This window comes from Nostoc sp. (assembly GCF_036917575.1).
GTDB lineage: Bacteria > Cyanobacteriota > Cyanobacteriia > Cyanobacteriales > Nostocaceae > Nostoc.
Genome location: NZ_JBALDC010000099.1, coordinates 1 through 11,563, shown reverse-complemented (window position 1 = coordinate 11,563; position 11,563 = coordinate 1). Strand labels below are relative to the sequence as shown.

Annotated in this window: 10 protein-coding genes; 3 read left to right on the top strand and 7 right to left on the bottom strand. The window is 41.8% G+C overall.

The window, feature by feature from the left end; translation table 11 throughout:
* The first annotated feature begins 679 nt into the window (after window positions 1-679).
* Window positions 680-2,356 (top strand): DUF3352 domain-containing protein, encoded by a 1,677-nt coding sequence (locus V7K79_RS28185; RefSeq protein WP_335052596.1) that lies wholly within the window; start codon window positions 680-682, stop codon window positions 2,354-2,356.
* Between the two features lie 58 nt (window positions 2,357-2,414).
* Here V7K79_RS28185 and mscL read toward each other — a convergent pair whose 3' ends face one another.
* Window positions 2,415-2,846, bottom strand: coding sequence for a large conductance mechanosensitive channel protein MscL (mscL, locus tag V7K79_RS28180; protein ID WP_335052594.1), 432 nt, complete (start codon window positions 2,844-2,846; stop codon window positions 2,415-2,417).
* Between the two features lie 315 nt (window positions 2,847-3,161).
* Here mscL and V7K79_RS28175 point away from each other — a divergent pair, with 315 nt between their 5' ends.
* Both V7K79_RS28175 and V7K79_RS28170 read left to right on the top strand, forming a co-directional pair.
* The gene (locus tag V7K79_RS28175) at window positions 3,162-4,082 is read left to right on the top strand and encodes a class I SAM-dependent methyltransferase (RefSeq protein WP_335052592.1); all 921 of its coding nucleotides are present in this window, start codon (window positions 3,162-3,164) and stop codon (window positions 4,080-4,082) included.
* A complete protein-coding gene (locus tag V7K79_RS28170) occupies window positions 4,075-5,070 on the top strand; it encodes a PrsW family intramembrane metalloprotease (RefSeq protein WP_335052590.1) in 996 nt (331 codons plus the stop codon). The genes V7K79_RS28175 and V7K79_RS28170 overlap by 8 nt, the downstream gene beginning before the upstream one ends.
* 121 nt (window positions 5,071-5,191) lie before the next feature.
* Here the strand turns inward: V7K79_RS28170 and V7K79_RS28165 are convergent, their stop codons facing one another.
* From V7K79_RS28165 to V7K79_RS28140, 6 genes are all read right to left on the bottom strand, one after another.
* Window positions 5,192-6,064 (bottom strand): 6-carboxytetrahydropterin synthase, encoded by an 873-nt coding sequence (locus V7K79_RS28165; protein WP_335052588.1) that lies wholly within the window; start codon window positions 6,062-6,064, stop codon window positions 5,192-5,194.
* Window positions 6,065-6,192: 128 nt separating this feature from the next.
* Window positions 6,193-6,894 (bottom strand): J domain-containing protein, encoded by a 702-nt coding sequence (locus V7K79_RS28160; RefSeq protein WP_335052586.1) that lies wholly within the window; start codon window positions 6,892-6,894, stop codon window positions 6,193-6,195.
* A gap of 15 nt (window positions 6,895-6,909) precedes the next feature.
* Window positions 6,910-7,872, bottom strand: coding sequence for a cysteine synthase A (cysK, locus tag V7K79_RS28155; protein ID WP_335052584.1), 963 nt, complete (start codon window positions 7,870-7,872; stop codon window positions 6,910-6,912).
* A gap of 231 nt (window positions 7,873-8,103) precedes the next feature.
* On the bottom strand, window positions 8,104-8,541 hold the full coding sequence (locus tag V7K79_RS28150) for an RrF2 family transcriptional regulator (protein ID WP_335052582.1): 438 nt from the start codon (window positions 8,539-8,541) through the stop codon (window positions 8,104-8,106).
* A gap of 379 nt (window positions 8,542-8,920) precedes the next feature.
* Window positions 8,921-10,651 (bottom strand): iron uptake porin, encoded by a 1,731-nt coding sequence (locus tag V7K79_RS28145; RefSeq protein WP_335052580.1) that lies wholly within the window; start codon window positions 10,649-10,651, stop codon window positions 8,921-8,923.
* 490 nt (window positions 10,652-11,141) lie between these two features.
* Complete coding sequence (locus V7K79_RS28140) at window positions 11,142-11,423, bottom strand: 4a-hydroxytetrahydrobiopterin dehydratase (protein ID WP_335052578.1); 282 nt, start codon at window positions 11,421-11,423, stop codon at window positions 11,142-11,144.
* Between the last annotated feature and the right edge of the window lie 140 nt (window positions 11,424-11,563).

Sequence of the window (11,563 nt, the reverse complement as noted above, 5' to 3'; positions counted from 1 at the left end):
ACTAATTTTATCAGTAAATATCAACTGGAGTTGAAACTAAATGTAGGATACCAGTTGTGTGAGAGTACAATAACAGATTTTTGTCTCCGTAAAAACTCCCATACTGACCAGTACCTATAAAAGTCGCTCAAAGAAAACGCTTGTAGATTAACGTTGCGCTTCCAAAATCCTCTTAACTTCTTTAACAAATCAGCGTAGGCGTAGCCTGTCGTAGACATCGCTAGCTTGTTTGCTGCATAGATGGACTGCGAGATCCAAGTGATGTAGCAATTTTAAATCATTCTTAAACAACGAGATTCTCAACTTTTTAGAGAAGTCAGGAATCTTAGTCTTGCAATTTTTACAAAGCAGATAGGATTGCTATGTATTTAATGTGCATACACACTATTTGTAGTGAAAATCACTTTTGAGTTAGATATTTACTGATTGAATATCATAATTTAATTGAGAATATTTCTGATTAAGATTTAATTAATGATGCATATCAAAAGCAACAAGTTTTAGGAAGTAGAAGGTAGATGTGCAGTTTGTCAACGAGTGTGCTGCTAAATCCTTTGGTCATGGGTTAGTCTAAACTCCAGTAGCGATGGATTAGTGGAAATTACTAACAAATCCGAAAACTCTACAGTGACACTTGTATAAATCTCGGTGACAATCTGAGCAAAAAGAGGATAACTAAATGCCAGAAAGTAAATCAAAATTTCTCATTCCTGCTGTTGGTGCTGCTGTCGTTGTCGCCGGAAGTATCGCGGCTTATATGTACTTTAAAGGCTCACCAGGAGGTAGTTCAGACGCTCTAGGCAGTGCTAAAGTAGTACCTTCAACAGCACTGATGGCAACTTATATTACTACTGACTCTCAAGCCTGGGCAAAATTACAGCAGTTTGGCACTCCAGAAGCACAAAAGTTAGTGGCAAAAGGGCTGGAAAATTTCAATCAGCAAATGTTCAGTGACAGTAACGTTTCTTATGAAAAAGACATAAAGCCTTGGGCTGATGGTGTGATGATTGCTGTATTACCACCAAATCCTGTAAAACCAGCACAGTTAAAAGTACCCTCTGGGGCACCTGATGTACCAACAAATTTACAGCAGGAATCGAATATCCTGATAGTGGTGGGAATCAAGGACAAACTCAGCGCCTTGAATTTTGCTAACAAATTGAAGTCACAAAAAGGAGTGAAATTACAGGAATCTGACTATCAAGGTCAAAAAATTGTCGAAACTACACAAAATGGCAAGCCAACGTATAGCGTAGTTTTAAATGATAGTCAGTTGGTATTAGCCCCCGAAAAGCAAGCTGTAGAAAAAGCAATTGATACGTTTAAAGGACAGTCTTCTTTTGCTAGTAAAGAAGGTGCTAGCAGCATTCTTAAAGGAGTGGATGTTAAAAACAGCCTCGCCCAAATTTATGTACCAGACTATGCTGGGATGATACAGCAATTAACCTCTGGAAATCCACAAGCAAAGCAGTTACCCCCACAAACCTTGACACAATTGAAGCAGATAAAATCTGTGGTAGCGGGTGTTGGTGTTGATGATGCGGGAGTGCGGGTAAAAGCGATCGCCAATTTAGATCCACAATTAAATAAATTTCAGTATCAATCAAGTTCTGGGAATATAGTCGGGCAATTTCCTGCTGATACCTTTGCTCTGATTAGCGGAAATGGCATCAGCCGTGGTTGGGAAGTGCTAGTAGAACAGTCAAAAGATTATCCAGAAATGAAGCAAGCTCTAGAACAAGCGCGAGGACAACTGAAATTCGCCAATCTAGATTTAGATAAAGATATTTTTGGCTGGATGAATGGGGAATTTGCCTTTGGTGCGATTCCATCAAATCAAGGAGTGTTAGCGAATGTTGGTTTTGGAGGTGCTTTAGTATTTGATACTAGCGATCGCAAAACTGCCGAAGCCACGTTGGCAAAATTGGATACTCTTGCCAAAACTCAACAAATCAATGTCGCTAACAGAAATATCGGTGGTAAAGATGTAACCGAATGGCAAATTCCCCGACAAGGAGCTTTATTGGCACATGGTTGGCTAGATCAAGATACTGTATTTGTAGCTCTTGGTGGCCCAATTGCTGAGGTTGTTAGCGATCGCAAGAATCCATCTCTCGACACTAGCGACGCCTTCAAAGCCGTTACTAGTTCTTTGCAAAAGCCCAACGGTGGCTATTTCTACTTAGATATGGATAAAACTAAAACTGTGCCTCTAATCAATAGTTTTGTATCATCTAACGCCGATACCATCACCATTCTAAATTCCATTCGTGGTCTTGGTTTGACCGCTATTAGTCCTGATAAATCTACTAGTGAATTAGAAATGTTGTTAGCTCTTAAGCCTACTGCAAAGTAGGGCATGGGGCATGGGGTATTGGGTATTGATTATTCTCCCCTGCTCCCCTGCTCCCCACTTACAAAACTTGATTATTCCGAGTTTCCAAGGTTTGATTGAGTCTATCCAACGCGCCAGTCAATCTTTCTTGGGCTACAAGGCTAGGATCTGGCAAGGGTTCATCGGCGACTTCTTCTTTTCTCTTGAATTTTTGTAAGGCTTGAATTGCCACAAATAAAACTAAGGCAATGATTACAAAATCAACTATTGCGCCAATAAACTCGCCAATCTTGATTCCTGGACCAATGGTAATTGTTCTCCAGTCTTTGCCAGCTAAACTAACCAAGGGATTAATCAATGGCATGATCACATCTTGAACAAAGGAAGTAACAATTTTGCCAAAAGCACCACCAATGATCACAGCGATCGCCAAGTCAACTACATTGCCTTTAAGGGCAAAATCTTGAAAATCTTTGAAAAAGCCACTTGCTCTTCTTCTTGCTCTAGCCATATTTGACTCCAATAAGCTTAACTTACTGTTATAAATGGCACTCAGCTTTTTGCTATCTCTAATGAGACAAATATTGCTAAGTATCAAACTTTTACCAGTATTGAATAAAATTATTTGATAAATACAAAATGTAAACTAGCATAATTCAAATCTTATTAAAACTTTGCTACTCTGCAAATGTCAAGCTTCTATAATATTTGTTGCTTGGGGCAAGCCAAAGGAGGCAGACTGCTGTTATACAATTCAATTCATTTCTAGACTGCCGTCCAGCAAGTATGTCATAAGTAGAAAAAGCTGTTAAATGCAAACTGATTTATGACCGTTGCTGTAAACAATAATCTTGGTTTAGCTTCGCGTTTGGTGAATGGCATACTGGCAATCCAACCTTTGGCTAACCTAGCCAAGCATCAAGCTAGACAAATGATGATTAAACGTGCTGAGAGAATTGGTGTACCTTGGACGCAAGAAGTCGAAACACTACAGGCGCGTGATTGGAAGGCTGATTTAGCTCAAGTAGAAAATCCTCAGCTTTCCTATCCAGAATACTATTTGCGGCCATTCCATGCCTACGAAGGTGGAGACCTCAGTTGGAAAGCGGCTTGGGAGCTAGAAGTTGCTGCTCATACTGTCCATGCCGGAATTTGGCCAGATGCTGGAGCAGAAGGAGATGCTAAACTGCGCCAAAGTTACCACGATATCCTCAAAGTGCAAATCCCCAATCAACCCCAAGACATCTTAGATTTGGCTTGTGGTGTGGGTTTGAGTACATTTACCATGCAAGAAATTTATCCCCATGCCAAAATTACAGGCTTAGACTTATCTCCCTACTTTTTAGCTGTTGCCAATTACCGTGCTGGGCAACGTCAAGCTAAAATTAATTGGCTTCATGCCCAAGCGGAATCTACCGGATTACCTGATGCCTCTTTTGATTTAGTTTCCATTTTCCTGATGTGCCACGAATTACCCCAATCAGCAACCCGACAAATTTTAGCTGAAATGCGGCGCGTGTTGCGTCCGGGTGGCTATTTGGCAATTATGGATATGAACCCCAAATCTGAAGTTTACAAAAAAATGCCAGCCTACATTTTGACTTTGCTCAAAAGTACTGAACCGTATTTAGATGAATATTTTGCTTTGAACATTGAGCAGGCTATTGTTGAGGCGGGTTTCCAAACTCCCACTATCACTAATAATACCCACCGTCACCGTACAGCGATCGCTCAGGTGAGTGGTTGATTTATCTCTAGTGTTGTGGGCAGCAATACCACCCTTGCTGCTGCTAGGCTATTACTACTGTCGAGTGCCATTTGCCCCACCTCTGTTAAAGTTACTGATGTTCTTTATCATTGGGGCAATATCTGGTTTTTTAGCCCTTAGACTCGAATCGGACTTTGAAATTGTAGCGAACTCTTTTGTAGACTGGCATCAGATTAAGCGATGTCTGGCGACAAGCCACTTCGCGTCTACGCTTCTTGGTACAGCTTTGCGGCAGCTTGTAGAAATAGGCCCAATTGAAGAAGGCTGCAAGTTTACTGCGGTTTTTATCCCAACCTTCTATCTGCAACGCAAGTATCGATTACTTCACTCTACGGTTTTCCTCTTCACCATAGCCGTTTCCCTTGGATTTAGTGCTGAAGAGAACTGGATTTACCTTTTCCACGGTACAGCATCAATTTTTGAACGTACTATCGGCACGCCAGTCCATGCTATGTTCTCTGCGCCTTGGGGATACGCTTTAGGAATCTATATTTCCTCTAAAAATCGCTTAAATAGAGACAATAAGTTTATTTTTAAGGCTTGGCTGAATTCTGTAATCTGTCATGCTCTAGTTAATATTCTATCTAGTGCTTGGGGTTACTCATTACCTCTACGTTTGGTGAGTTATGGTTTATTTCCGTTTTTGTTGTGGATGTTCTGGCGACTGGAACAATTATTACGAAAAGTGCAAGGTAAACCTGTAATTATCCTGATTTCAGGTCGTACACCTCAGCGCCGTTACTGGCAGAGGAGTTTAGTGTTGTTTGCCCTCGTGTTGGGTGGAAATGCTATTTTTGGGCTGTTTCTCCTAGTCAGGACTGTTAGTCCTTTGAGTCCGTCGAAGCTTTTTGACACTGATATTTTGTGGTTTATATTTAGTCGCTTTTTACTAAATCTCTTTTTTGGAGTTTTAGCATGGGGGATTTATCGCTATTTGCGACATTCCGCCCGCCGTCGGTATTTTTAAAATATGATTTAGGAAAAGCTAGGGGGTTTCTATGCAAACAACTCCAGTGCGTTGGACGACTGCTGGGCATGAACATGGAGATGATAAAATTCCCTATGTCCTATGCCTAATTTTCAATTCGCTAAACTCGTGCTAATACTGGCTGATTCACGGTTGCACTGACTGAATCTGATTCAGACTCATTACAGTAGATTTCGCAGGAGTTATTAGGACTTTCAATCAGTTTTACTTTGTAAAGTTTAGCTCCTAATTCCTGAATAGGCGATCGCACTAAATTACTAATGTAAAATGCGATATTTTCAGCAGTGGGCACAACTTCGGCAAAATAGGGAATATCTTTGTTTAAAAAGGTGTGATCGAATGGCTCTAGCACATAATTTTCTACCACTTGATTCAGGGCACCTAAATCAATAATCATGCCAGTACGTGGGTCAATTTTCCCTTTGACAGTAACTTCTAGATGGTAGTTGTGTCCGTGACCGTTGGGACGAGCGCATTTACCATAAATCTCAGTGTTTTCTTCGTTACTGAGATTAGGATGAGCTAGCCGATGGGCGGCGCTAAAGTGAGTACTGATGGTGAGGTAAGCTTCCATTGCGTTTCCCATATAATCTGCCCAAAGTTCAGGATGTTCAAATAACTGCACGCGGACTACAGGCAAATGAGGTGCTAACCTTTGCCAGATAATCCGTGCAATATTCTCAGTTGTGGGCAGAGTTTGTTGAAATTCTACCCACACATCGTTGAGATAAGAGAAGTCCAATTGACTGGTAACTTCCCGTTTAATTACGTGTTTCACATTAGACAAGTTCAGCACCATGCCATATTTATCCAATTCTCCGGCTAGGGAGATGAATAAAACATAGTTATGTCCGTGTCCCGGAAATCTAGTACCAGCACCAAATTTCTCAATATTCTCGGCTTCACTCAGTTCTGGCAACCAATAACGATGACTTGCTGAAAACTGGGCGCGGCGATTAACAATACATTGCATGAGTAAACTATGAACAGAATTTAAAATTTCTTAATCTTTTTCTGTTTACAGCATAAACTAATTCCTAAATTATGTGTCATTAGTCATTTGACATCCAGCGATATTGACCCATGCCCAACGCCCAATAACTATGTAACAGACGCTTGTGCCTCACAGTGCAATCTCGTAGCTATACGGAATAGTTCATGACCTGTGTGTAAATAACGCTCATCGTAGTTCAAAGGAAAATAACCTAATTCATCGAGTCCATCTGCTACTTGATCGAGGCTGTAGTAAAGGTGAGCGGCTGTTCTTGCTAAACTAGGCGGATTCGGCAGGGAGCGAAAAGCAGTTTGTGCCTGCTTGAGGTCATCTCGACAGGTTTTTAAGTATTCCTGAAATTCATCTAACAATTCATCATCAAAGGGATCGGCAGCTAATTGCTCCATTTGTTCTTCTAACGAATAAAGAATCGTACAAAGCAAGCGATTAACTGGTTGGTAAACTTGGCGCAGCCATTCTTCAACTTGCTCGTCAACATCTCGTCCAGTTTTTCGTCTTGTCTGGTAATGCTGTTGGGCTGATGCTGTACGCTGTTGGCGATCGCTATTTAAATTTTGGGACTCATTTTGCAGTTCTTGGTCATAATTGCGGCGATTTTGGTTGTCGCCTAAGACCTCATAAGCTGCATTGATGCGGATAATCTGTTCGCGATCGGCTGTTTCTTGATTGCTGTCAGGATGAAACAACTTAACCAAGCGGCGATAAGCTTGCTTAATCTCCGCTTGGCTTGCACTTGGACTAACTTTGAGAGTTTCGTAATGGTTAGAAACGTGCTTATAATTGACCATTAATTCAATTTATCGTTAACTGACGCTAGCCGCTAGCCTTGCCTCTAAATCTTGGAACAACGGTGTACTTAAATACCTCTCACCAAAACTAGGCTGAATCATCACAATTAAACGTCCCTGATTTTCTTGACGTTGGGCAACGCGAATTGCTGCACATAAAGCGGCTCCACTGGAAATACCAGATAGTAGCCCTTCTTCTTTTGCCAAACGCCGACTGTAGGCGATCGCTTCTTCATCGGTGACGGTAATCACTTCATCAATCAATTTCATCTTTAATACTTGAGGAATAAATCCAGCACCAATTCCCTGGATTTTGTGGGGCCCTGGTCGTCCCCCAGATAAAACTGCGCTATTGGCTGGTTCAACTGCGATCGCCTTAGCGTTAGGCTTGCGTTCTTTAATCACTTCTGCTACACCAGCGATCGTACCACCTGTACCTACTCCAGCGACAATTATATCGACTTGTCCATCGGTATCTTCCCAGATTTCAAGCGCCGTAGTTTCCCGATGCACCTTGGCATTCGCTGGATTGCGAAACTGCTGCAACATATAGGTATTTGGTGTACTATTAACTATTTGCTGCGCTCGTTGAATTGCCCCACTCATGCCTTCCATTCCTGGTGTTAGTTCCAGTTCTGCCCCGTATGCTCGTAACATTGCCCGACGCTCTCCACTCATCGTCTCTGGCATTGTCAAAATTAATCGATAACCCTTAGCTGCTGCTGCCATTGCTAGGGCAATTCCGGTGTTTCCAGAAGTGGGTTCTACCAATACTGTTTTAAGAGGAGTAATTAGCCCCTCTTCTTCAGCAGCGTTAATCATACTTACGCCAATCCGATCTTTAACTGATGCTGATGGGTTCATACTTTCCAGTTTCACCACAATTTGGGCAACACATCCTTCTGTTTGAGGAATGCGGTTTAACTGCACTAGAGGTGTACGACCAACCACTTCTGTAATGTTACGAGCTATTCGCATAATTTAATCCTTAGTAGTTATTTAGTTATGAATCATTGGTCATTGGTTATTAGTCATTGCTTAAGTAAGTAGGCGTGAATAATTAAAGGTTTATAGTAAGCGGCTATAGCCCGGAAAATAGGGCTGGAGCCGCTTATTGTAAGCTAATTTAATTAACTTTACATTATGTAACATAGTTTAATTTATTCTTGCCCATTTACTTATTAGTAACAAGCAATAAAGGACAATTGACTAAATGTAGTACATGATATCCAATTGCCGCCGCGAATCTCGTTTTTCACATAGATCCTGGAGGGTATATTTTTGTAACACTGAATTTGCTGCGCGACTTGCTTCTTGCCAAATTTCTTCTATAACTGAACTGTCTATGCTTTTGGGATTAACGTTTTCTTCACCAGCCAGCGCCTCTAAGCCTTCTAAACATTCCAAAATCTCAAAAAGGATGATTTTTCGGGGTTCTCGCGTTAACAGATAGCCACCTTTTGACCCACGCTGACTTTTAACTATACCCCCACGCCTCAAAGTTGCTAGTAGCTGTTCCAGATAGCGATCGGGTATGTTTTGTTGTGCTGCAATTTGTCGAATTTGCAAAGGTTCGCCGCTTTCGTAATAAGCAGCCATCTCTAATAGGGCAAGAATTGCGTATTCCGATTTACACGATAGTTCCACAAGCAGCAATTAGGTTAGGGGTAGAAATAAAAGTTAGGAGTTAGAAGTCATTCACTTTGGATTTGAGATTGAACGAAAAATCCCAAATCCAAGATTCAAAATCTCAAATTGGTAGAGTTAAGATACTACGCAATATGTAGCTTTATACCGCCAACTTCTACTAAAAAAGTTCGCTCAGAAAAAGTTGCTCACAGTGTAAGTCACTTGTAAAGTGGGCATTACTCTGCTCTATTCATATCAAACCTGCCATAACTCCTAATTTTTATAGTATACTCCGGTTAGCTACTGGGGTTTATCCATTATTACTACTGAAAACAAAAAACCCCGCCTGATGGCGAGGAAAAATAGAGTTCAAAATTGTCAGTGGAAAATCAACACTTTAGAAGGTGAAAGTAGTTCTGAGCGTACCGATAATAGCATCATCGTTATCGCTGTTTTGACCAGGAGAAGTCAACCAGATTACACCAGGGGTTACAGAAATATTATCCGACACACGATACTTGTAGAAGCCTTCAAAGTGATAGGGTATATCATTGTTGCCACCAAAACCTGGGCGGTTGAAGGAATAAGGTTCTGCACCAGCAAAAACACCTAAAACGTTACCCTTTTTACCGAAATCAGGTAAGGCTACGCCTACACCGTAGCTCCAAGCTTCATAATCGTCACCTGCACCAACACCTGTAACGTCATGGTAAGAGACAAAACCACTAATGGACAGTTTGTCGCTAGGTCTAAAAGCAGCCGACACACCGTAGGAGTTGCTGCTAGATGGGGTTACACCTGCTGCATTACCTAAAAAGTTAGCTTGTCCAGTACCAACATCAAAAGCTCCAGTTGCTCCGTCTGTACCAGAGTCAAATAAAGCACCACTAGCGCTATATCCGTGGACGTATGTGGCAGCTAAAGCCAAGCGATCGCCAACACTAAAGTTCAACTGCCCCAAAGCAGCATAGTTACCGTTGGTTAGACCTGTATTAAGACCAGGATTATTAGCTTGGGATGCCAAATAACCCGCAGTAATTGAGCTATTTCCCAGGATGCCGCCACCTTTACCAATGGGTAGAGTGAGCGCTATACCTGCACCGCCACCAATCCGATAGATGGGACTTTCAGAAGCAAAAGTAGATAAAGCGCCATTACCACCGTCGTCCGTGTTGTCAAAAAAGTAAGGATTGTTGACAGCTGCATACTGGCTATGGCGTCCGCCACTAGCCGCGAGGTAAACTTGGGCTGGGCCTATGGGAGCTTCATAAGTCAAGCGGTCTACTCTGACACTGTTGTTACCATTGCCTATACCAACTTGATATGTTTGTGTACCTTCAGCAGTACCGATCGGATTATTAGCGTTGTCAAATTGTGTAAAGGCTGTTGAATTACCTGCTGAGAGACGAGTATGTAAAACGTCTCTACCAGTGAAGCTGGTTTGCAAGTCTAAACGTACCCGATCTTGGAAGACAGTATTGTTGTTGTCACCAGTGTTACCCCCAAATATATCACTAACGGCAAAAACGGCTTCACCAACTAGTTTTGTGGTAGTGGAGAACTGATTCGCTTCCAATTCAGCAGTCCGCGCTTCTAAAGAATCTACGCGACCGCGTAGGGTTGCCAATTCTGCGGAAAATTCTTCTTGTAGCCGCTGCAAGGTAGCTAAATCTTGTTTTGTCACCAAGTCAGCTGTTGCTGTGGCAATCAATTCATTAACCCGATCCAAACAAGCATTCAAACCAGCAGCAAATTCATAACGGGTCAAAGCACGATTACCGCGATAAGTGGAATTCGGATAACCTGCAATACAACCATAGCGCTCAACCAATGACTGCAATGCTTGGAATGCCCAGTCAGTGGGTTGTACATCGGAAAATTGAGAAACTGATGTTACTTGAGACTGAGAGTTATTTTGATTACCTTCGTTACTGTAGCGGTTAACTTGATCTATGGTTGTCTGAGCCAATACTTCTGGCTGTTGGGCAACTTCGGTTACACCTAGTTGTTTGGCTGATGATACTTCTGTGGTTGGATTTGGAGCCGCCATTGCTGCGGTCGAAACTAACAACGTTGCTCCCAAAACTGCTGGACTAACCACTAAGGATTTCCACAACAGATTAGACATTTTTACCTTACTCCTCACACCTTGTTTAGATAATTGATTTCGTTGCACCTGGTTCTCGAAATTGCGATATCTCATTCAAACCTGTGGATGAGACATAATTGCCACTACTATAATTTTAGTTTTTGCAAAGCTAATAAACGATTAACTGGGGGTTAAAAACTGATGTGATTAACTTATGCAAAAACATATCTTTATATCATAACATTATAAAACATCCGATCCAGATGGCAAGATTGGAGCGATCGCCTTAATAACTGTCACACATACTCATCTAAATATTTAAGCAGGGAGTAGTCTTTGGATCATTCGCTCTCTACGCAGGCTAAATTGCTAAGGCTTTAGACACTTAGCAGTTTGCCATTCAAAAATCGCTTCTTCTACTTACCCCTAGTATAAATCTCATGTCAGTTAGAACACACTGGCTCGGCTATACAAATCGTATATCACTGTGACTTGCGATCGTCTGGTGCAAAATGTTAAAACAAACAACTTAATTGATCTGGGAAATCACCTGTGCTACATCAAAGTCTAGCTGCGTCAATCCGCCTGCATCGTGTGTTGTAAGTGTAATCTTCACTTTATTGTAGAAAATTTCTATGTGTGGATGATGTCTTGCTGACTCAGCCGGCTCCACCAGTTTATTGACAAACTCAATTGCTTCCACAAAATCTTTGAATGTGCGGGTAATCTCCAACTTGGAGTCGTCAACAGTCCAATCTGACAGACTCTTTGCCTGTTCTTGAATTTCCGCTTCGGTGAGTAGTCGTGCCATATCAATATGTATGTTAATTTTGCATCTGACAAAGGCAAACCTCTTTGGTTGAGTCGATGGGGGATATTATTCCTCGCACCTCTCCGTTAGATCCGTGCGTACCCGTTTCCGTGTACACGGCTCCCGATGTTCTTAGCTTG

What these genes read in the sequence shown, in the direction of transcription:
- V7K79_RS28185 (WP_335052596.1), top strand. Translation starts at nt 680, where the DNA reads ATGCCAGAAAGTAAATCAAAATTTCTCATTCCTGCTGTTGGTGCTGCT.
- mscL (WP_335052594.1), bottom strand. Translation starts at nt 2,846, where the DNA reads ATGGCTAGAGCAAGAAGAAGAGCAAGTGGCTTTTTCAAAGATTTTCAA.
- V7K79_RS28175 (WP_335052592.1), top strand. Translation starts at nt 3,162, where the DNA reads ATGACCGTTGCTGTAAACAATAATCTTGGTTTAGCTTCGCGTTTGGTG.
- V7K79_RS28165 (WP_335052588.1), bottom strand. Translation starts at nt 6,064, where the DNA reads ATGCAATGTATTGTTAATCGCCGCGCCCAGTTTTCAGCAAGTCATCGT.
- V7K79_RS28160 (WP_335052586.1), bottom strand. Translation starts at nt 6,894, where the DNA reads ATGGTCAATTATAAGCACGTTTCTAACCATTACGAAACTCTCAAAGTT.
- cysK (WP_335052584.1), bottom strand. Translation starts at nt 7,872, where the DNA reads ATGCGAATAGCTCGTAACATTACAGAAGTGGTTGGTCGTACACCTCTA.
- V7K79_RS28145 (WP_335052580.1), bottom strand. Translation starts at nt 10,651, where the DNA reads ATGTCTAATCTGTTGTGGAAATCCTTAGTGGTTAGTCCAGCAGTTTTG.
- V7K79_RS28140 (WP_335052578.1), bottom strand. Translation starts at nt 11,423, where the DNA reads ATGGCACGACTACTCACCGAAGCGGAAATTCAAGAACAGGCAAAGAGT.